General features: G+C 71.6%; 13 protein-coding genes. 10 read left to right on the forward strand and 3 right to left on the reverse strand.

What is annotated here, in order from left to right; translation table 11 throughout:
• From QSG27_RS12890 to QSG27_RS12915, 6 genes are all read left to right on the forward strand, one after another.
• Complete coding sequence (locus tag QSG27_RS12890; protein ID WP_306706721.1) at nucleotides 1–342, forward strand: HPr family phosphocarrier protein; 342 nt, start codon at nucleotides 1–3, stop codon at nucleotides 340–342.
• Nucleotides 332–2,104, forward strand: a complete 1,773-nt coding sequence (gene ptsP / locus QSG27_RS12895; RefSeq protein WP_306706723.1) for a phosphoenolpyruvate--protein phosphotransferase — start codon at nucleotides 332–334, stop codon at nucleotides 2,102–2,104. Before QSG27_RS12890 ends, ptsP begins: the two co-directional genes overlap by 11 nt.
• Before the next feature lie 314 nt (nucleotides 2,105–2,418).
• Nucleotides 2,419–3,333, forward strand: a complete 915-nt coding sequence (locus QSG27_RS12900) for a diguanylate cyclase (RefSeq protein ID WP_306706724.1) — start codon at nucleotides 2,419–2,421, stop codon at nucleotides 3,331–3,333.
• 113 nt (nucleotides 3,334–3,446) lie between these two features.
• Entirely contained in the window at nucleotides 3,447–4,478 is a 1,032-nt protein-coding gene (locus tag QSG27_RS12905) for a putative 2-aminoethylphosphonate ABC transporter substrate-binding protein (RefSeq protein WP_306706726.1), read from the forward strand.
• A gap of 63 nt (nucleotides 4,479–4,541) precedes the next feature.
• Nucleotides 4,542–5,606 (forward strand): putative 2-aminoethylphosphonate ABC transporter ATP-binding protein, encoded by a 1,065-nt coding sequence (locus QSG27_RS12910; RefSeq protein WP_306706728.1) that lies wholly within the window; start codon nucleotides 4,542–4,544, stop codon nucleotides 5,604–5,606.
• Nucleotides 5,603–7,306: a putative 2-aminoethylphosphonate ABC transporter permease subunit gene (locus QSG27_RS12915; RefSeq protein WP_306706730.1), complete on the forward strand. Its 1,704-nt coding sequence runs from the start codon at nucleotides 5,603–5,605 to the stop codon at nucleotides 7,304–7,306. The genes QSG27_RS12910 and QSG27_RS12915 overlap by 4 nt, the downstream gene beginning before the upstream one ends.
• A gap of 7 nt (nucleotides 7,307–7,313) precedes the next feature.
• Here QSG27_RS12915 and QSG27_RS12920 read toward each other — a convergent pair whose 3' ends face one another.
• A complete protein-coding gene (locus QSG27_RS12920; protein ID WP_306706732.1) occupies nucleotides 7,314–8,189 on the reverse strand; it encodes a LysR substrate-binding domain-containing protein in 876 nt (291 codons plus the stop codon).
• A 90-nt stretch (nucleotides 8,190–8,279) separates the two neighbouring features.
• Between QSG27_RS12920 and QSG27_RS12925 the strand changes: the two genes are divergently transcribed.
• From QSG27_RS12925 to QSG27_RS12935, 3 genes are all read left to right on the forward strand, one after another.
• A complete protein-coding gene (locus QSG27_RS12925) occupies nucleotides 8,280–9,395 on the forward strand; it encodes a 2-aminoethylphosphonate--pyruvate transaminase (protein WP_306706734.1) in 1,116 nt (371 codons plus the stop codon).
• 28 nt (nucleotides 9,396–9,423) lie between these two features.
• Entirely contained in the window at nucleotides 9,424–10,254 is an 831-nt protein-coding gene (gene phnX / locus QSG27_RS12930) for a phosphonoacetaldehyde hydrolase (RefSeq protein ID WP_306706736.1), read from the forward strand.
• A 66-nt stretch (nucleotides 10,255–10,320) separates the two neighbouring features.
• Nucleotides 10,321–11,169, forward strand: a complete 849-nt coding sequence (locus QSG27_RS12935) for a DMT family transporter (RefSeq protein WP_306706738.1) — start codon at nucleotides 10,321–10,323, stop codon at nucleotides 11,167–11,169.
• A gap of 24 nt (nucleotides 11,170–11,193) precedes the next feature.
• Here QSG27_RS12935 and QSG27_RS12940 read toward each other — a convergent pair whose 3' ends face one another.
• Nucleotides 11,194–12,075 (reverse strand): helix-turn-helix domain-containing protein, encoded by an 882-nt coding sequence (locus QSG27_RS12940; RefSeq protein WP_306706740.1) that lies wholly within the window; start codon nucleotides 12,073–12,075, stop codon nucleotides 11,194–11,196.
• 135 nt (nucleotides 12,076–12,210) lie between these two features.
• Here QSG27_RS12940 and QSG27_RS12945 point away from each other — a divergent pair, with 135 nt between their 5' ends.
• The gene (locus QSG27_RS12945) at nucleotides 12,211–13,263 is read left to right on the forward strand and encodes an alpha/beta hydrolase (protein ID WP_306706742.1); all 1,053 of its coding nucleotides are present in this window, start codon (nucleotides 12,211–12,213) and stop codon (nucleotides 13,261–13,263) included.
• Nucleotides 13,264–13,318: 55 nt separating this feature from the next.
• Here QSG27_RS12945 and QSG27_RS12950 read toward each other — a convergent pair whose 3' ends face one another.
• Nucleotides 13,319–21,061 (reverse strand): Ig-like domain-containing protein, encoded by a 7,743-nt coding sequence (locus QSG27_RS12950; protein WP_306706743.1) that lies wholly within the window; start codon nucleotides 21,059–21,061, stop codon nucleotides 13,319–13,321.
• Nucleotides 21,062–21,088: the final 27 nt, after the last annotated feature.

Consider the following 21,088-nt stretch of genomic DNA (forward strand, 5'->3'; position numbering starts at 1 on the left):
ATGAGCTCTCCAGACGAGAAGGCGCCCGCCCAGGGCGCCCCCGGCATCGGCGGCCACAACCCCGAGCGAAACCCCGAAATCTGCCAGACCGTCACCATTTCCAACCAGCGCGGCCTGCACGCCCGCGCGGCGGCGAAGTTCGTGAAGCTGGTCGCCACCTTCGACTGCGAGATCGAGGTGCGGCGCGGCGAGACGCAGGTGTCGGGCGAATCCATCATGGGCCTGATGATGCTGGCCGCCGGCCCCGGCACCTCGGTGGAGCTGTACGCCTATGGCAACCAGGCCGAGGAGGCGATGGCGGCGCTCGTGGATCTGATCACCCGCAAGTTCGATGAAGACTGACGTTCCGGCCGCCGGCCAGGGGCGGTCGCTGCGCGGGCTGGGCGTTTCGCCCGGCATTGCCATCGGCCCGGCCCATGTCGTGGAGAGCGGCTCCGTCCGCGTTCCCGAATACACGCTGACCGCCGATCAGGTGGAGGCCGAGGCCGCGCGCTTCGCCGACGCCTGCGGCAAGGCGCGCCGACAGATCCGCAAGCTGAAGTCCAAGGCGCTGGTCCTCCCCGGTTCGGCGTCGGAGGAGATCGGCTTCCTTCTGGACGCCCATCTGGCGATGGTCACCAACTCCCGCCTGACGCGCGGCGTGGAGCGCCGCATCCAGCAGGAGCTGGTCAACGCCGAGGCCGCGGTCCAGGCCGAGATCGCCACCATCGCCCAGACCTTCGCGGGCATGGAGGACAGCTACCTCGCCGGGCGCATCGCCGACGTGCGCGAGGTCGGGCGGCGGCTGATCCGCAACCTGATGCGGCACGAGTATCAGGCCTTCTCCATGCTGAACCCCGGCGCGGTGATCCTGGCGGAGGAGCTGACCCCGGCGGACACCGCCCTGCTCGACCCGCGCCGCGTCGCCGGTTTCGCCACCGTGCTCGGCGGGGCGGAGGGGCACACGGCGATCATGGCGCGCTCGCTGGGCATTCCGGCGGTGCTGGGCGTGGGCGGGCTGCTGTCCGGGCTGAAGAACGGGATCACGGTGATCGTGGACGGCGTGCAGGGCCGCGTCATCATCGACCCCGCCCCCGACGTGCTGGACGACTACCGCGAGCGCCGCGCCGAGCGGGAGCGCGAACGCGAGCAGTTGAAGGGCCTGCGCAAGCTGCCCGCGGTCACCCGCGACAACACCGCCGTCACGCTCCAGGCCAATCTGGAGCTGCCGCGCGACCTCGACCACGCGCTGGAGAACGGGGCGCAGGGCATCGGGCTGCTGCGGACCGAATTCCTGTTCATGAACCGCGACCATCTGCCGGACGAGGACGAGCAATACACCGTCCTGCGCTCCATCGTGGAGGGCATGGGCGGGCGCACCGTCACCGCCCGCACCATGGATGTCGGCGGGGAGAAGCTGGCCGGCTGGATGGCGGGCCGCTACGGCGAGCCGGCGAACCCGGCGCTGGGCCTGCGCGCCGTCCGTCTGGGCCTGCGCGAGCCGAAGCTTCTGGAGACGCAGCTCGCCGCCATGCTGCGGGCGGGCGTCCATGGGCCGCTGCGCATCCTGCTGCCGATGATCTGTTCGGTCGCGGAGGTGCAGCGCGTGCGCGAGATGATGGGCCAGGTGGCCCGCCGCCTGCGCCGCCGCGGCGTCCCCATCGCCGATCCGCTGCCGCCGGTTGGGGTGATGGTGGAGGTGCCGGGGGCGGCCCTGTCCGCCGACGCGCTGGCCTACGCCGCCGATTTCTTCTCCATCGGCACCAACGACCTGACGCAGTACACGCTGGCCATCGACCGCGGCGACGAGCAGGTCGCCTCGCTCTACGACCCGCTGCACCCGGCGGTTCTCCGCCTGATCCAGTTCACCATCGAGGCGGCGCTGCGCGCCCGCATCCCGGTGTCGGTCTGCGGCGAGATCGCCGGCGATTCGCGCTACACGGCGCTGTTGCTGGGGCTGGGCGTGCGCGACCTGTCGATGGTGCCGCCGGCCATTCCCCTGGTGAAGCGGCGCATCCGCAAGCTGGACCTTCAGGAGGCCACCCGCCGCGCCCGCGTCATCATGGACCAGAGCGACAGCGGACGCATCGCCGCCCTGCTGGACGACTTCAACGCGGTGGGCTGAAACGCGGTGGGCTGAAACGCGGTGGGCCGACCGGCCCCCGCCGTAACCAGCCGCCCTCGGGGAAACCGGGGAAACCGGCGCCGGGCGTCCCGCATGCCCGGCGGCAGGCCGGCGGAAACGGATTCCATCCGGAAATCCATACGGCTGTAACGCTTCCTTCAAGGCTTTGTGCTGTTCTATAGCGAACGTCCGTTCGCTATAGACTCATATCGCCTCATTCGCCGGCGGGCTTCGGTCGCATGGGCGACCGGGACCGCCGTCGCGGTCCAAAGCGGATCGCAATCCGCTTTGGGGGCATTGGTCGTGGAGGCCGCATGCGGATTCTGGTGGTGGACGATTCACGCATGGCGCGGACCGTGCTGTGCCAGCAGCTCGAAAGCTTCGGCCATCAGACGGTCTTCGCCGAAAGCGGCCAGGAGGCGCTGGCCCGCAGCCGCGACGAACCCATCGACATCGCGCTCGTCGATTTCCGCGTCGGCGCCATGGAGGGGGTGGAGGTCTGCTGGCACCTGCGCGCGGCGCAGAAGGAGCGGCACCTCTATCTGATGTTGATGATCCCCGGCAGCATCACGAACCAATTCTTCGAGGTCGTGGAGAATGGGGCCGACGAGTTCCTCCGCAAGCCGCTGGACCTGACCTGGCTGCGCGCCCGGCTGCTTGCCGCTTCCCGCGTGGTCGACATGCAGCGCCAGCTGGAGCGCCTCGCCACCACCGACTCGCTGACCGGGGCGCTGAACCGCGGCCGGTTCATGGCCCGGGCCGCGGAGGAGGTGGCGCGGGCCCGGCGGAACAGCCGGCCCCTGTCGGCCATCATGCTGGACATCGACCACTTCAAGAAGGTCAACGACACCCACGGCCACGCCACCGGCGACGAGGCGATCCGCACGGTCGTGCGCGTCTGCCGCTCGATGGTGCGCGGCGTGGACGTCCTGGGCCGCCTGGGCGGCGAGGAGTTCGCCATCCTGCTGCCCGAAACGCCACCGCAGGGGGCGGCTCTGCTGGCCGAGCGGCTGCGCCGGACGCTGGCCGAAACCGACGTGCGGATCGCCAACGGCGCCGGTGCCGGCTCCGCCCTCACCTTCACGGTCAGCATCGGGGTCAGCGCGCTGCGGCCCGACGAGGAGGCGGTGAGCGCCGTGCTGGCGCGGGCGGACGCGGCGCTGTACCGCGCGAAGAACGGTGGCCGGAACCGGGTGGTGTGCGACGCGGCGGGGCTCCCCGGCGTGTAACCAAAGCTTAACGGGTCGCCCGCCGGCTTCGGGGATACAAGCCATTCCCGTACGGGGCTTCGGCACAGCGCCGGCCCCCGCATCCAAGAGATTGGACAACGGGAGCACACCGCATGACCTTTCGATCGGCCCTTCTGGGCGCCGCCGCCCTGCTGACCCTCGCCGCCGGGTCCGCCGAAGCCGCCACCACGACCAGGCTGACCGTCTACACCGCGCTGGAGAACGAGCAGCTCGATCCCTACAGGAAGGCGTTCGAAGCCGACAACCCCGGCGTGGAAATCCGCTGGGTCCGCGATTCCACCGGCATCATCACCGCCAAGCTGCTGGCCGAGAAGGACAACCCGCAGGCCGACGTGATCTGGGGGGTGGCGGCGTCCAGCCTGATGATCCTGGACGCCCAGGGCATGCTGCTGCCCTACGCCCCGAAGGAGGCCGGCGCCCTGAAGGCCGCCTTCCGCGACGCCAAGACCCCGCCCGCCTGGGTCGGCATGGACGCCTGGATGGGCGCCATCTGCTTCAACACGGTCGAGGCGGAGAAGAAGAAGCTGCCGAAGCCGACCTCCTGGGCCGATCTGGCGAAGCCGGAATACGAGGGCCAGATCGTCATGCCGAATCCGGCCTCCTCCGGCACCGGCTTCCTGTCGGTGTCCGGCTGGCTCCAGACGATGGGCGAGCCGGCGGGCTGGGCCTACATGGACCGGCTGGACCGGAACATCGCCGTCTACACCCACTCCGGCTCCAAGCCCTGCAAGATGGCCGCGGCGGGCGAATATCCCATCGGCATCTCCATCGAATACACCGGCGCCCAGCAGAAGACCAAGGGCGCGCCCATCGACGTGATCCTGGCCTCCGAAGGGGCCGGCTGGGAGATGGAGGCGACCGCCATCGTCAAAGGCACCAAAAACCTGGAAGCCGCGCAGAAGCTGGCCGACTGGGCGGCGACCCGCAAGGCGAACGAGCTGTACGTGAACTTCTATCAGGTCACGGCGCATCCGGGCGTCACCAAGGACACGCCCAATTATCCCAAGGACGCCGAGGCGGCGATGATCAAGACCAACGACTTCCGTTGGGCTGCCGAGCACCGCGACGCCATCCTGGCGGAGTGGAGCAAGCGCTACGACGCCAAGTCCGAGCCGAAGAAGTAAGCCGACCCTGTGAACGGGGGCCGGCGCGCCGGCCCCCTCCTTCCCCAGCGCGAGGGATGCGTCATGACCGCCACGCCCTATCTCCGTCTCGAATCCATCGTCAAGAATTATGGCGCCTTCACCGCGCTGAAGGGCGTGTCGCTCGACATCCGGCGGGGGGAGTTCGTCTGCTTCCTGGGCCCCTCGGGCTGCGGCAAGACCACCCTGCTGCGCGTGATCGCCGGGCTGGACCCGCAGGATTCCGGGCGGGTCGCGCTGGACGGGCGCGACGTGTCGCGGCTGCCTCCGGCGGCGCGGGATTACGGCATCGTCTTTCAGTCCTACGCGCTGTTCCCGAACCTGACCGTCCACAAGAACATCGCCTACGGCCTGAAGCTCCGCCGCGAGGCCGAGCGGGCGCGGGTGGCGGAACTGCTCCACCTCGTCGGTCTGCCGGACGTGGCGGGCAAATACCCGGCGCAGCTTTCCGGCGGGCAGCAGCAGCGCATCGCGCTGGCCCGCGCCCTGGCGCCGTCGCCGGGCCTGCTGCTCCTGGACGAGCCGCTGTCGGCGCTCGACGCGCGGGTGCGCGTCCATCTGCGTCAGCAGATCCGCGACCTGCACCGGCGGCTGGGCATCACCACCATCATGGTCACCCACGACCAGGAGGAGGCGCTGACCATGGCCGACCGCATCGTCGTGATGAACCACGGCGTCATCGAGCAGGTGGGGTCCCCGGACGCGATCTACCGCAGCCCGGCCAGCCGCTTCGTCGCCGATTTCGTCGGCTCCATGAATTTCCTGCCCGGCGTGGCGGCGGAGCATGGCCGCGTGCGGCTGGGCGCCCTGGACCTCGACTGCGAGGCGGAATTGCGCCCCGGCACGCCGGTCACCGTCTGCCTGCGGCCCGAGGACGTGCAGGTGCGTGCGCCCAACGGCGGCAACACGGTGGCGGCGACCATCGAATCCATCGAGTTCCTGGGCGCCTTCCACCGCGCCCGCCTGCTGGCGGAGGGGCTGGACGGCCTGCACCTGACCGCCGACTTCTCGGCCAACCTCGTGCGCGATCTCGGTCTCGGCGCCGGGCGCAGCCTGCCGGTGTCCCTGCCCCGCGACCGGCTGCGCGTCTTCGAATCGGTGTCCGCATGAGCGCCGTCACTCTGAACGCCGCCCGCCCCCCCGCCCGCCCGGTGGAGCGCGGGGAGGCCCGGCTGCTCGGCGGCGGGCTGGCCGCCGTCGCCGTCCTCCTGCTGGTCTTCGTGGTGCTGCCGCTGGGGACGCTGTTCCTGCGCAGCCTCTACGACCGGAACGACGCCTTCGTCGGCCTCGCCAATTTCGCGGCCTTCCTGAACACGCCGTCGCTGCTGACCTCCGTCGCCAACAGCGTCACGGTGGCGCTGATCAGCACGGCGATCACGGTCACGCTGGCCTTCGCCTACGCCTTCGCGATCACCCGCACGCGCATGCCGGGAAAGGCGCTGTTCAAGCTGCTGGCGCAGATCCCCATCCTGGCGCCGTCGCTGCTGCCGGCCATCGCGCTGGTCTATCTGTTCGGCAACAAGGGGTTCCTGCGCGACCTGCTGATGGGGCACAGCATCTACGGCCCCATCGGCATCGTGATGGGCGAGGTCTTCTACACCTTCCCGCACGCCGTGATGATCCTGACCGTCGCCCTGTCCGGCGCCGACGCCCGCCTGTACGAGGCCGCGGAGGCGCTGGGCGCCCGCCCCTGGCGCCGTTTCCTGACCATCACCCTGCCCGGCGCGCGGTACGGGCTGATTTCCGCCCTGTTCGTGGTCTTCACGCTGGTCGTCACCGACTTCGGCGTGCCGAAGGTGATCGGCGGCTCCTACAACGTGCTCGCCACCGACGTGTACAAGCAGGTGGTCGGGCAGCAGAATTTCGGCGTCGGCGCGGTGGTCGGCATGGTGCTTCTGGTGCCCGCCGTGCTGGCCTTCGCCGCCGACTGGATCGGCCAGCGCCGGCAGATGGCGCTGCTGTCCGCCCGCTCCGTCCCCTACCGGCCCCGGCGGCGCCCGCTGGGCGACGGGCTGGCGCTGGCCTTCTGCGGGCTGGTGGCCGCCGTCCTGGCGGGGATGCTGGGCATGGCCGCCTTCGCCTCGCTGGTCACGCTGTGGCCCTACAACCTGACGCTGACCCTGGCGAACTACGACTTCGCGGCCTTCGACAGCGCGGGCTGGGCCAGCTACGCCAACAGCATCCGCATGGCCGCATGGACGGCCGCCGCCGGCACGGTGCTGGTTTTCACCGGCGCGTGGCTGGTGGAGCGCAGCCCGGCGGCGCCGGTGCTGGCCGGCGTGGTGCGGCTGATGGCGATCGTGCCGTTGGCCGTGCCGGGGATGGTGCTGGGGCTGGCCTACATCTTCTTCTTCAACGCGCCCTGGAACCCGCTGGGCGGGCTGTACCACGGCATGGCGATCCTGGTGCTGTCCACCGTCGTGCATTTCTACACGGTCGGCCACCTGACCGCCGCCACCGCCCTGAAGCAGCTCGACCGCGAGTTCGAGGCGGTGTCGGCCAGCCTGAAGGTGCCGGTCTGGACGACCTTCTGGCGGGTGACGGTGCCGCTGTGCCTGCCGGCCATCCTGGACATCGCCATCTATCTGTTCGTCAACGCGATGACGACCGTGTCGGCGGTGGTTTTCCTCTATTCCCCGGACACCAAGCCCGCGTCGGTCGCCGTCCTGAACATGGACGACGCCGGGGAGGTGGCGGGCGCCGCCGCCATGGCGATGATGATCGTCTACACCTCCGCCGGGGTGCGCGTCCTGCACGCGGTCCTGTCCTGGGCCTTGCAGCGCCGGACGCAGGCGTGGCGGGCGCGGTAGCCCGCGCTCACGCCGCCCCTTCCCGCGCCAGATCCAGAAAGGCCCGCACCACGGCCAGCCGCCGCCGTTCGCGCAGGCAGACGACATACTCGTCCATCTCCACCGTCACCCCCGCGAAGGGCAGCAGGACCAGCCGCGGGTCGGCGGTGAATTCGGCGGCGGAGACGAAGCCGATCCCCAGCCCCGCCGCCACCGCCTCGACCACCGCCTCGCGGCTTTCGATCTCCAGCGTGGCGGCGGGGACGAGATCCTGCGCGGCGAGGGCCTGCTCGACCAGCCGGCGGGTCATGGAGCCGGTCTCCCGCATCACCAGCCGCTCCGCCGCCGCGTCCGTCAGGGTCACCGCCCGCTGGCGGGCCAGCCGGTGGCCGCGCGGCAGCAGCACCTTCACCGGGTCGCGGCGCAGCGGCACGACGTAGAGCCGCGAATCCCCCGGCACGTCGGCCAGCACCGCCACGTCGATCCGGGTGTCCAGCAGCCCTTGCAGCAGCGTCCGCGAATTGCCGACCGACAGGGTCACCGTCGGGCCGGGGTGCCGGCGGGTGAATCCGGCGATCAGCGGCACCGCGTGGAACGGCCCGTCCGCCCCGACGGCCAGCGCGCCGCCCTCCAGATGATGCACGCCGGCCAGCAGCTCCACGGCCTCCTGCTCCGCCGCGAACAGCCGCCGGGTGACGGCGAACAGGGCCTTGCCCACCTCGGTCGGCGCCACCGCCCGCCGCGTGCGGTCGAACAGCAGCACGCCGTGCGCCTCCTCCAGCGCCTTCACCTCCTGCGACAGGGTGGGCTGGGTGACGTGCAGAAGGCGCGCCGCCTTGGTGAAGCTGCCCTCCGTCGCCACCGCGTGGAAGGCGCGAAGCTGGGCATGATTTATAGATTTCATCTATGGGGCCATAGAGCGAATGGATTGGAATTATGGTACCCGTCCGCGCTGTCATCCGTCCACCGGCCCTTCACGCCAAAGGACTTCAGGATGCCTGCCGAACCCTATCTGCTGACCCCCGGCCCGCTGACCACCTCGCGCACCGTCAAGGAGGCGATGCTGCGCGACTGGGGATCGCGCGACGGCGCCTTCATCGCCCTGAACGCCCGCGTGCGCGCCCGGCTGGTGGAGCTGGCCGGCGGCGACGCCGCCGCCTTCGCCGCGGTTCCGGTTCAAGGCTCCGGCACCTTCGCGGTCGAGGCGATGATCGGCACGCTGGTGCCGCGCGACGGCAAGCTGCTGGTGCTGGTCAACGGCGCCTACGGCACCCGCATCGTCCGCATCGCCCAGGTGGTTGGCCGCGCCGTCGCCGCCATCGAAGCCGCCGAGGACCAGCCGGTGTCGCCGGACGCGCTGGAGCGCGCGCTGGCCGCGGATTCCGCCATCACCCACGTCGCCGTGGTCCAGTGCGAGACCACCTCCGGCATCCTGAACCCGGTGGAGGCGGTGGCGGAGGTCACGGCGCGCCATGGCCGCGCCCTGCTGATCGACGCCATGAGCGCCTTCGGCGCCCTGCCGCTCGACGCCCGCCGGGTGCCGTTCGAGGCGGTCGCGGCCTCCTCCAACAAATGCCTGGAGGGGGTGCCGGGCATGGGCTTCGTCATCGTCCGCCGCGACGCGCTGGAGCGCGCGAAGGGCAACGCCCATTCGCTCAGCCTCGACCTGCACGACCAGGCGCGCGGCTTCGAAGCCAACGCGCAATGGCGCTTTACCCCGCCGACTCATGTGCTGGCCGCCTTTGACCAGGCCCTGGCCGAGCACGCCGCGGAAGGCGGGGTGGAGGGGCGCGGCGCCCGCTACGCCGCGAACTGCCGAATCCTGGTGGAGGGCATGCGGGCCATGGGCTTCCGGACGCTGCTGCCCGACCATCTCCAGGCGCCGGTCATCGTCACCTTCCGCATGCCGGCGGACCCGGCCTTCGACTTTCCGCGCTTCTACGACCAGCTGCGCGAGCGCGGCTTCGTGATCTACCCCGGCAAGCTGACCGTCGCCGACAGCTTCCGCATCGGCTGCATCGGGCGCCTCGGCGCGCCGGAGATGCAAGCCGCCGTGGAGGCCGTCCGCGCCACGCTGGCCGGGATGGCCGTCGCCTCCGGCGCCCCCTGATTCGACCTCATTGCCCCAAGGAACCGTCATGAGCTTCACCTACAGCCGCCGCTACACCGGGCCGTTGCAAGCGGTCGTCCTCGACTGGGCCGGGACGACGGTCGATCATGGCTGCCTCGCCCCCGCCGCCGCCTTCCTGGAGGCGTTCCGCCAGTCCGGCGTGGCGATCACCCTGGAGCAGGCCCGCACCCCGATGGGCATGCCGAAGTGGAACCACATCCAGGCGATCACCCGCATGCCCGCGGTGGCCGACGCCTGGGCTGCCGCGCACGGCGCGGCCCCGACCGACGCCGACGTGGACGCCCTGTACGAGCGCTTTCTCCCCCTCCAGATCGCGGTCGTGGAACAGCATTCCGACCTGATCCCCGGCGCGGCGGAGGCCGTGGCGGCGATGCGGGCGCGCGGGCTGAAGATCGGGTCCACCACCGGCTACCCGCCGCCGGTGATGGAGGTGGTCCGGCGCGTCGCGGCGGACCAGGGCTACGCCCCCGACGTCACCGTCTGCGCGGGCGAGACGCCGACCGGGCGGCCCGGCCCGGCCATGGCGCTGAAATGCCTCATCGCGCTGTCCGTGACGTCGGTCGAAGCCTGCGTCAAGATCGGCGACACCGTGGTGGACGTCGAAGAGGGGCTGAACGCCGGCATGTGGACCATCGCCATCCTGGACACCGGCAACGAGGTCGGCCTGCCCCTGGCCGAGTGGCGGGCGCTGGACGAGGACCGCCGCGCGGCGCTTCGGCGCCCGGCGGAGGAGCGGCTGCGCCGGGCCGGCGCCCATTACGTCGCCGCCAGCCTTGCCGACGCCCTGCCCCTGCTGGACGCCATCGAAGCGCGGCTGGCCCGCGGCGAGAAGCCGTGACCCGCACCGCATGACCCCGCCCTGATGATTGCGCCCCCATGACTCCGCCGCCATGACTCCGCCGCCATGACTCCGTTCGTCGCCGCTTTGGTGCTGGCCTCGGCGGCGCTGCACCCGCTGTGGAACCTGCTGATCAAGCGCAACGCCAGCCCGGTCGGCGCCTATCTCGGGCTGGCGGGGACGCTCGTCGGGCTGGCGCTGCTGCACGCCCTCTGGTCCGGCGCGCCGCTGTGGCCTCCCGCCGGCGCCTGGGGGCTGCTGGCGGTCTCGGCGGCGGGGCAAGGGCTGTATGGGGTGGCGCTGGTCACGGTGCTGCGGCGGGGTGACCTGTCGGCCTACTACCCGGTGGTGCGGGCGTCCCCCATCGCCATCGTCGCCTATGGATGGCTGGTGCAGGGCGCCACCTACGGCTGGCCGATGCTGGCGGGCATCCTGCTGGTGCTGGCCGGCGGCTACCGCCTGCAGGCCGGGTCCGGGCGTCGCCTCGACGACCCGGTGGCGCTGGGGGCCGCGGTGCTGGCCATGATGGGGGCCGCGGTCTACTCCGTCGCCGACGGCATCGCCATGCGCAGCATGGCCCCGGAAGTGCTGCTGTTCTGGACGCAGCTCGCCGCCCTGCCGCTGCTGCTGGCCGGGTTCCGGGCGGTGGGACAGGCCGTGCCGTTGCGCCCGCCCTCCCGGATTCCCTGGGTGGCGCTCGGGGCGGGGGCGCTCAGCTACGGGTCCTACTATCTGATCCTGCTGGCCTACCAGATGGGCGCGCCGGTCGCCGCCGTGGCGAGCGTGCGGCAAGCCTCCATCCCCCTGTCGGTGCTGATCGGCGCCCTCTGGCTGGGGGAAAAGCGGCTGGCCGGGCGCCTCGGCGCCTCGCTGCTGGTCGCCGCCGGCATCGTCCTCATCATCCTCAACCGCTGACCGGGCCTCCGCCTCCCGGCGGCGTCACCATGCGCCGAAGCTCTCGTCGAGCAGCCGGTAGAACCAGAACGCCTCGTGGGTGGCCATCAGCCCGTTCAACCGTCCCGGGGGCAGGCCGGTGAGGCGGCGGACCTCCCGCCCCATGTGCGACTGGTCGGCGAATCCCAGCTCGCTGGCGAGCCCCGCCAGATCGATCGCCCCGCCCTCGCGATTCCGCGCCGCGCGGACGGCCACCTCCTCGACCCGCGCGAAGAGCTGCAGGTCCCGGTGGCTGAGGCCGGTCCATTCCTTGATGCGGCGCTGGGCCTGCCGAACGCCCCGCCCCGTCCGGGACAGCGCCGCCCTCATCCCGAGCGTGCGCAGCCAGTCCCTCATAAGCGGCGCCAACCGGGCGTCCCGGGCACCGGGGCCGGACCACAGCGGTTCCAGACGCGCCTCCATGCGGTCGAACGCCGAACCACCTCCCGCCTCCGGCTCGAAGAGGCTCTCGCAGGCGGCCAGCAGCGGGCCGGAAACCAGATCCTCCAGCGGCAGGACGCGATCAACCAGGGATTCCGCGCCGATCCCGCTGAGCCGCCCCAGGGCATCCGGGTAGAAGGCGACCGACAGGGCGTGGACCGGCCCCGGCGACCAGCTCGCGACGGGGCGGCGCTGCGGTCCGGAGAGAACCAGCCGCGGCAAGGGCGGGCCGAGGAGTGGGCAGCCGTCGCCGCCGCGCTCCTCCACCATGTGGAGCACGCCGTCGAAGATCCACGAGATCATCGACATCGGCGTCGCCGGGTAGTGGTTGAAGCGCTGGTCGTCCGGCAACGCCGTCCCGCGCGTGTCGCGCTCCACGCCGAAGAACACGCAGGCGGCAAGGGCCGGGCGCGGCGGAAGCAGGCGGGCGGAGGGGGTGGACGGCATCGCGGATGACGTTTCCGTTCTATACGGCCGGACGGGCTCCGGTGGAAGGTGGGCATCTGATCATCGGAGCCGACCATGGCCAAGACCAAATCTTCAGCCACCAAAAACCCAAAAAACAAATTTCCGAAGACCGAGTTGCGGGGGTGCCTGCGCCACAAGGCACGCAGCCTTGCCGTCATCACCGCCATCTCTGCCCGGGTGCTGGCCCGCCGCGCCCTCGGCAAACCGCTGGTGCCGGAGTGGAGTTCGCATTTTGAAATCGGGAACCTGTTCTGGCGCGCGCAGTTCAACCACGCCTTCGCGCTCGGGGACATGGCCGAGGCCCGCGCCTACTTCGACAGTCTGGTTCCCATCCTGGACCGGGCTCCCGACGTCGGTATCCGGGCCAGCCGGCCCGGCGAGCCGCCCGGCGACTGGTTCATCCCACGCACGGTCAGGGGCGAGACCACCCTGCTCTACCTCCACGGCGGCGGCTACAGCTTCTACGCCGCGGTGACCCGCCAGTTCATCGCCATGTTGGCCGACACGCTCGGCCTTCCCATCTTCACCCCCGACTACCGCCTGACGCCCGAGCATCCGCACCCGGCGCAGATCGAGGACGCGCTGGATGCCTACCGGTTCCTGCTCGCCCAGGGGATCGACCCGTCCCGTCTCGTCGTGTGCGGGGATTCCGCGGGCGGCCATCTCATGCTGATGCTGCTCGTCAGGCTGCGCGAATCCGGACTGCCGCAGCCGGTGGCCGGAATCGGCCTCAGCCCATGGACCGATGTCGGGCGGCGGGGCGCCAGCCAGTTCGGCAACGACCGCTACGATCTGGTGCAGGGCTACATGACGCTGCGGTTCGCGGCGTGGCTGAAGGGCGACGGCGGATTCGGCGACGCCGAACTGTCCCCCATCGCCCAGGATCTGCGGGGGCTGGCGCCGCTCTACCTCCAGGCCGGTGGGCGGGAGATCCTCGTCGACATGATCCGCGACTTCGCCGCGACCGCCCGGACCCAGGGCGCGCGGGTGCGGCTGGATGTCTGGGAACACATGACGCACGAGTTCCAGGCGCATGGCGAGGAGCTTCCCGAAAGCCGGGAGGCGCTGGGGCGTCTGGCGGACGCGATCCGATGGGCGGTCGCTCCGGAGGGTGGACGGAGCGGTTTTCCGCCCACCCATCGAACCGAGGTGGACAGCCTGACGTAAGCACGGGCATCGCCCTGCACCGGCCCGTCCGCTGCCGCGGACGGGCCGATCCGCGTCAGGAGAACCAGCGGGCGGCGTCGCCGGTCTGACCGACGATGGTGACGCTCACGCCCGGACGCAGGTCGAGCACGGTGTTGCCGTTGACCACCCGTGCCGACGCGACCACGCTCTTGAGGTCGAGCGAGGGATCGAACAGCGCCAGCCGGTCGGTGCCGGCGGTGAAATCCATCACCGCCGCGCCGCCGGAGAAACCACCGAAGGCGAAGGTGTCCGCCCCCTCGCCGCCCCACGCCGTGTCGGCACCCTGGTCGAGGAACAGCAGGTCGTCCCCCGCCCCGCCGGCCAGCGCGTCGTCCCCGGCGCCACCGAACAGCGTGTCGTTGCCGTCCTCGCCGTAGAGCGTGTCGTTCCCCGCCCCGCCGTCGGCCAGGTCGTTGCCCGTCCCCAGCGCCAGGATGTCGGTGCCGGCCCCGCCGAACAGCGTGTCGTCACCCTCCTGGCCGAACAGCGTGTCGTCGCCGTCGCCACCATCGGCGATGTCCGCACCGGCGCCGAGCGCCATAATGTCCTCGCCCTCCTGGCCGAACAGCGCGTCGTTCCCGTCGCCGCCGAACACGCTGTCGTTTCCGGAGCCGCCGAACAGCGCGTCGTCGCCGCCCTCGCCGATCAGAACGTCGTTGCCCGTACCGCCGCCCATCGTGTCCCGGCCCGCACCGCCGCCCATCGTGTCGTTGTCGGCGCCGCCGTCCATCAGGTCGTCGCCCTCGCCGCCGTTCATCAGGTCGTCGCCGGCATCGCCGTACAGCGTGTCGTTGCCGAGCGTGCTGGCCACCGTGTCGTTGCCGCCGCCGCCCGACAGGAGGTCGTTGCCGGGGCCGAGGATGATCGATTGGCTGCTGGCGTCGCCATAGACCACCTGGTTGCCCTCGCCGCCGGTCAGCGTCGCCGAACCGATCACCGCGGCGAAGGTCACCCGGTCGAGCTGGATGGTCAGCGGACCGGCGGCCCCGGTCGTGTCGATGACCAGGGCCGTGGGTGCGCTGGACTCCTGCGCCGCTCCGGTGACCCGCACCGCCGCCCCCGGCGTGCCGGGCGCGGTGAAGGCGAGCGTGCGCAGCAGGAGGGATGCCTGCTGCGGCAGCGCCTTCAGGAAGCTGGTGCCGCCGCCGGCCAGATCGGAACGCGACGCCGATCCCGTCGCCGTGCGCGTCTCGATCTCGCGGATCAGGTCGGTCTGCGTCTGGGAAGCCCCCTCACGGGTCGCCGGACCGCTCGCCGTCACGCCGACGCCGGTCGGCAGGCCGACCTGAAGCGTGGTCGTCACCACCGGCAGGCCGGTGGCCGGATCGGTCACCGTCTCCTGGACCAGCGGCACGTCGGCCAGTCCGGTGTTCTGGGTGCCGGGGTCCTCGACACGGCCATGGGTGGGCGCCTGGACCACCACCGTGCTGACGGCCCTCCCATTGGCCTGCGAGACCAGCGTCTCGACCTGGGCGCCGTCCACCAGCATCCCAGCGTCCTTCGTTGCGGTCGCCGTCCCGGCGGCGGACGGGTTGCCCGCCGCATCGGTCAGCGTAACCGACAGGGACAGCGTGCCGTTGGCCAGGCCGGAGACGTCGAGTCCGCCGACCGTGCCGCTCGGGCCGATGAGCGTCCCCGTCCCAGTCAGCGGGCTGCCGCCGCCCGAGGAGGCGAGCGTCCAGCGGTAGGCCGCCCCGGTCTCGCCGCCGGAGATGACGAAGCCGACGCTGGCCTGCCCGGCACGATCGATGGTCCCGCCGCTGAAAGCCACCGATGGCGCCGCCGGGGCGACGGTGTCCACGACGACCGACCGGGCGCCGGATGCCGGACCGGTGTTGCCCGCCGCATCGGTCGCCCGCGCGGTGAAGGCGTGGGTGCCGTCCGCCAGCGGAGTCGCGCCGAGGTCGGCGACCCAGGCACCCTGGGCGTCGGCGGTAACCGTCACCAGCTCCGTCCCGGTGTCGGACAGGACGACGCGGCTGTTGGCCTCGGCGGTGCCGCGGACGAACAGCTTGTTGCGGTTGGTGAGCGTCACCGGAACCGTGCCGGAGGCGTCGGTGCTGACCGTGGTGATCGCCGGGCTGCCCGGCGGCGTGCGGTCCACCATCGGCAGCGTCAGCGTGCCGGTCGCCGGGGTGGTGACTCCGTCGCTCACGGTCACCGCGACCGTCGCCGTGGAGAACGCGCCTCCGGTGATCCGCAGGTTGGCCAGGGTCGCGTTCACGTCGGCGACCGAACCGATGATGGTGAGCGTGCCATCGCCCGCCGTCGCGACGGATGCCTGCCCCGCCGCCGTGGCCCCAAGGGCCGCCTGGGCCGGGACCAGCGTCACCGTCACCGCCCCGCTGTCGGGATCGGCGACCTCGATGCCGGTCAATGCCGCGGCGATGCCCTGACCGAGGGTGACCGGCTGCGGAAGGGTCAGCGTCGGGGCGATCAGCGTCGGCGGATCGGCGATGGCCACCGCGATGGTCGCCTCGGCGTCGGTCGTCAGCGTGCCGAGGTCGCTGGTCGTCATCCGGATCGTCCCGGACGTCTGGCCTTGCGCGCCCGTGAAGGTCAGGGTCGCCAGCGTGGCCGTGATGTCGGCCTGCGTGCCGAGCAGGCGCCAGGCTCCCGCGGACGGCTGCGTCAGGGTCAGCCCGCCCTGCGCGGTCAGCGCCAGAGCGCCGCCAGCCGGGGTCAGCGTGACCTGCAGCGTCGGGCTGTCGTAATCGCCGACCGACAGGCCCGGCACCGCCGCCGCCACGCCGGCGACCACCGACAGGGTGGCGGGCGCGGTCTGCTCCGGCGACGACAGCACGCCGATGACCAGGAGGTTGTCGGCGTCGGGGGTGAGGGGCTGGTCGTCGGTCGCCTCGAACCGGATCGACGCGCTGGTGACGTTGCGCGACGCGGTGAACTCCAATTGCTGGAGGGTCCGGTTCACGTCGTCCAGCGTACCGGTCAGCCGGATCTTGCCGTTGCCGAGGTCGTTCGCCGTGGCGGCTCCGTAGAGCGGCAGCGTGAGGGTTCCGTTGGCCGGCGTCAGCACGACGGTCATGGTGCCGCCGTCGACGTCCGTAATCTCCAGCCCCAGCACCTCGGTGGACGTGCCGGCGATCAGGGTCGGGCTGCTCGGCAGCACGATGGCCGGCGGCGACTGGATGGCGATGGCGAGGGCGCCCGACGCATCGGGGGTCGACGGATCGCCATCAGCCACCGTCACCGCGACGCTGCCCGCCGTCCGGCCCTGGGAGCCGGTGAAGACCAGCGAGGCCAGGGTCGTGTTGACGTCGGCCACGCTGCCGCTGACCGTGACGGTGCCGTCATCGGCGGTGCCGACGCTGGCCGGCCCGGCAAGGACGAGGCCACCGTTGCCCGGGGTCAGCGTCACCGTCACGGTGGCGCTGTCGCCGTCCATCACCGACAGCCCGGCGATGGCCGCGGCTGTCCCCGCCACCACCGTCTGGGCGCCCGGAAGGGTCAGCTTCGGGTCGATCGGGTCCTCGTTGCGGATGGTCCCCGACGTGGACGCCGTCTCGATCGCCGTCGCGGCGACGGACGGGTTGGACAGGGTGACGGTGAAGGTCTCGTCCGGTTCGATGTCCGTGTCGCCCGCCACCTGGATGGTGACGGTCTTCGTCGCCTCGCCATCGGCGAAGGTGACGGTGCCCGAGGGCAGCGTCCCGCCGAAGTCGGCGGCGTCGAGCGTGCCGCCCCCGGTTCCCATGCCGGCCGCGACCGTCCAGCCGACCGTCAGGACTCCGCTCGTGTTGCCGGCGCGGGTAACGGTGAAGGTGAAAGCGGTGGAGCCGGTGTCGCCTTCGCGCTTGTCGGCGTCGGCCGCGGCGATGGCGAGGCGCGACGGCACGACCACGGCCACCTGGGCGGTGCTGATCTGCTGCTGAAGGTTGGCGCCGGTGAAGGCGGTGACCGCTTCCGACACGTCGCCGGCGGCGGCGGAACTGCGCAACTGGTCGGCCGCCGTGCCCTGCGCCACCACCTGGGCCTGGGCCATCTGGGTCAGCCCTTCGATGCCACCGCTGTTGGTCGTGCCGGCGGTGACCACCGCGCCGTTCGACGCGGCGATGATGTTGGCCGCGCCGCTCGTCACCGCGCTCAACTTCGCGGTGTCCACGGCCCCGATGCGGGCGCCGGCGGCGGCCAGGATGGCGGCCAGGACGGCGGGGTCCGCAAGGTCGATCGTGCCACCCGCCGGCACGGCCTTGATGGCGTCGGCGATGGCGCCGACCAGCGCCCGCCCGATCACGCCGCTGGCCCGCGGCGTGCCGACCACCACACCGGCGAGCACGGCGCTGCCCTGGACGATCACGTTCGCGACGCTGGCGGCGGCGGCCTGCGTCTTCAGCGCGGCCGCGATGGCCGCGGCGTCCGCCCCCGTCGTGGTCACCGCCACGATGGGATCGTAGGTGAGCAGGTCGAGGCCGGCGTCGAGCCCAAGCTTGCTCTTCAGCTCGGTCGCCGCCGCGGCGATCTGGGCGTCGGTGCCGGCGAGGCCCGCCATTCCCATGACGATGGTGGTCAGCGGCGTGATGACGGACGCCGAGCCCGGCGCCTCGTAGACGCCGGTGAAGGCGAGGTTGGTCGAGATGTCGGTGCCGCCCATCATGACGATCGGGCCCGAGCCGCCCTGGATCGACCAGCTTCCCACCGCGTTGGTGGTCCCGAACGCCTCGCCGCTGTCGAACTCGCCGTTGGCGTTGGCGTCGGCGAACACCGTGGCGCCGGAGATGTAGCCGTCGATGGCGTGACCGCCGCGGACGTTGACCAGCACATTGCCGGTGGACGGCGCCGCGGCGCCGAAGGTGAGGTTGGTGACGGTGTTGCCGGCGCTGTCGCGAATCTGCGCGCCGTTCAGATCGATGGCGCCGGCGATGGCGATGCCGTCGGTGTCAAGATCGTCCGCGGCGATGGCGTAGCGGAACACCAGCTTGCCGGAGTCCGTGCGAAGGAATGTGGCGTAGCGGGTCTGGGTCCCGATGGTCAGCGCCAGCCGGGGGGTGCCGGTGCCGGAAACGCTGACCGCGTCGCTGAAGGCGACGGTGACGTCCAGGGTGTCGCCGCGCGCCGCCAGATAGCGCCGGGAGGCCGGGCCGGTCACCGTCGTGATGGTGGCGGCGCGGTCGTCGTTGAGGATGGTGCCCAGCGCCGAGCCGCTTTCCACCGTGATCTTGGCATCGGCCACCGTGGTCGTCGGGGAGAAGAGCAGGATCCGGAATTGCTCGTTGCCTTCGACCAGCCGGTCGCCGCTGACCGGAACGCTGACGGTCTTGCTGGTTTCGCCCGCGGCGAAAGTGACGGTGCCGCTGGGCAGCGTGCCGCCGAAGTCCGAAGCGTCGGCGAGGCTGCCGCTCAGCCCGACGGTGTCGACCTGCCATTTGACCGTGGTGGCGCCCGACGTGTCGCCACGCCGGGTGATCGTGTAGACGAGGCTGGTCGAGCCGCTGTTGCCCTCCGCTCCGGACAGGCTGGACGGCGTGATGCTCAGCCACTGGACCGGGGTCAGGCTGATCGTCACCGCGCGGCCGACCAGATTGGTTCCGTCGGATACGGCGTAGTTGAAGGAGCCGGCGGCCCCGGTGGTGCCGAAGGGCGGCGTGTAGACCACCGCGGCCAGTTGGTCCGGCGTCAGCGTATCGCCGACGGCGAGCACCGTGCCGTCGAAGCGCTGGAGCGTTCCGACGGTGGGCAGGCCGGTGACCGTGATGGTCAGCGGATCGCCTTCCGGATCGACCGGCTTGTCGATGGACAGGCCGACGCGGCTGGAGTTCTGGTCGATGGCGACCCGCTTGGCCTCCTGCACCGCCGGGGCGGTGTTGACGCCCCTGACCGTGATGGTCAGCGTTGCCGTGGCGGTCGCGCCGCTCCGGTCGGCAACGGTGTAGCTGACCGTCTCCTCCCGGGTCTGGCCGAAGAGCAGCGTGCCGTAGGCGCCGGTCGGGTCGAAGCTGTATCCGCCATCGGCGTTCAGCGTCAGCTTCCCGCCACCGGCCAGAGCAATAGCCTTGCCGACGTTGGCGGCGCTGCCGGCCACCGCGCTGACGACCAGCCGGTCGCCGGCATCGGGGTCGGCGTCGTTGGCGAGCACGCCGCTGGCCGCCGTCACCGTGACGGGGGTGAGCCTGTCGGTGGCGCCCGCGTCGTTCTTCGCGACCGGCGTGTCGTTGACGTCGGCGACCTGGATGGTCAGCAGATCCGAGATCGCGGCGCCGGAGGAATCGGTGGCGGTGATGAGCACCGTCCGGGTACCGACGTCGGCGTTGCCCGGCGTGCCGGACAGCCGCCGGGTGGCCGCGTCGAAGCTGAGCCAGCCGGGCAGCGCCGAGCCGTCGCCGTTGGCCGCGCTCAGGGTGAGGCTGTCGCCGGTGTCGGCGTCGGTGAAGGCGCCTGCCGGAACCGTGTAGGCAAAGACCTGTCCCTGGTCCACGGCCCGGGTGCCGAGCGCATGGGCCAGCACCGGGCGGTCGTTGAGCGACAGGGCGCTGAGGCTGGTGGCGGTGTCCGTGGACGACGCGCCCTCCGCATCGGTGACCGTCACGGTGAAGGCGGTGGCCTCCAGGCCGCCCGGTGCCGTGCGGTTGGCCGCCGGCTGGAAATCGAGCAGCCGCAGGGCGGCCTGGGCCGCCGCCGCGGAGTCGGCGGTCAGGCTGTAGGTGCCGGACGCGGATTTGGTGAAGCCGCTGGCGTCCAGGCTCGCCTGGGTGAAGGTCCCGGTGACGTCGCCGACCGTGCCGGCTGTGCCGCGCACCGTCACCACGACGGCCTGGGCCTGGGCGGCCTGGGCGTCCGAGACGGTCATGGTGGCGAAGGGCCGGCGGCTCGCGGTGTCGTCGACCGGCTGGCCGGCTGCGGCACCACCGATGACGGGGGCCGTGTTGCCGAGCGGAATCCGGGTATCGATGGCATAGCCGACCGACGTTGCGACAGCCGCCGGAGCGTTGCCGGCGGTATCGCTCCAGCCCGTGGCAACGGTGATCCGGCTGTCGGAAGCGGCCGTTTCCACGTCCGGGGTCAGGGTGGCGGTGTAAACCAACCCGCCGCTGCCGGGCATGACGGACAGGTTCGACAACGTGCCGTTCGGTGTGGTGACGGACGAGGCGGAAAAGCCGACCGGCGCTTCGCTGAAGGTAAAGGTGACGGTTGCCGTCTCCCCAACCCCGAGCGTCGTCCTGCTCAGCGCTATGACAACGGACGGTGTTCCGGTGTCGATGGTCACGGTCAGCGCGGACGAGGCCGTGGAGGTGTTGCCCGCCGCATCGGTCACCGTCGCGGTCAGGCTGTGCGCACCATCGCCCAGCGAGGCCGTGGTGACCGTCCAGGCGCCCGCCGCCGCGGCCGTCGCCGTGCCCACCGCGGTGGCGCCCTCGTAGAGCACCACCACCCCCGCCTCGCCCACCGTCCCGGTGATCGCCGGCGTCGCCACGTTGGTCAGCGTGTCGGCGGTCGAACCGCTGTTCGACACCGCCGCCAGGGCCAGCCCGGTCGGGGCCGAAGCACCCGTATCGATGGTCACGGTCAGCGCCGCAGAAGCGGACGACGTGTTGCCTGCCGCATCGGTCACCGTCGCGGTCAGGCTGTGCGCACCATCGCCCAGCGAGGCCGTGGTGGCCGTCCAGGCGCCCGCCGCCGCGGCCGTTGCTGTCCCGACAGCCGTCGCGCCCTGGTAGAGCACCACCACCCCCGCCTCGCCCACCGTCCCGGTGATCGCCGGCGTCGCCACGCGGGTCAGCGTGTCGGCGGTCGAACCGCTGTTCGACACCGCCGCCAGGGCCAAGCCCGACGGAGCGCTTGCTCCGCTGTC

It is taken from the genome of Azospirillum isscasi (assembly GCF_030849505.1).
Lineage (GTDB): Bacteria > Pseudomonadota > Alphaproteobacteria > Azospirillales > Azospirillaceae > Azospirillum > Azospirillum isscasi.

Coding starts and splice junctions, on each gene's coding strand:
- QSG27_RS12920 (WP_306706732.1), bottom strand. CDS start 8,189: ATGAAATCTATAAATCATGCCCAGCTTCGCGCCTTCCACGCGGTGGCG.
- ptsP (WP_306706723.1), top strand. CDS start 332: ATGAAGACTGACGTTCCGGCCGCCGGCCAGGGGCGGTCGCTGCGCGGG.
- QSG27_RS12910 (WP_306706728.1), top strand. CDS start 4,542: ATGACCGCCACGCCCTATCTCCGTCTCGAATCCATCGTCAAGAATTAT.
- QSG27_RS12925 (WP_306706734.1), top strand. CDS start 8,280: ATGCCTGCCGAACCCTATCTGCTGACCCCCGGCCCGCTGACCACCTCG.
- QSG27_RS12900 (WP_306706724.1), top strand. CDS start 2,419: ATGCGGATTCTGGTGGTGGACGATTCACGCATGGCGCGGACCGTGCTG.
- QSG27_RS12915 (WP_306706730.1), top strand. CDS start 5,603: ATGAGCGCCGTCACTCTGAACGCCGCCCGCCCCCCCGCCCGCCCGGTG.
- phnX (WP_306706736.1), top strand. CDS start 9,424: ATGAGCTTCACCTACAGCCGCCGCTACACCGGGCCGTTGCAAGCGGTC.
- QSG27_RS12935 (WP_306706738.1), top strand. CDS start 10,321: ATGACTCCGTTCGTCGCCGCTTTGGTGCTGGCCTCGGCGGCGCTGCAC.
- QSG27_RS12940 (WP_306706740.1), bottom strand. CDS start 12,075: ATGCCGTCCACCCCCTCCGCCCGCCTGCTTCCGCCGCGCCCGGCCCTT.
- QSG27_RS12905 (WP_306706726.1), top strand. CDS start 3,447: ATGACCTTTCGATCGGCCCTTCTGGGCGCCGCCGCCCTGCTGACCCTC.
- QSG27_RS12890 (WP_306706721.1), top strand. CDS start 1: ATGAGCTCTCCAGACGAGAAGGCGCCCGCCCAGGGCGCCCCCGGCATC.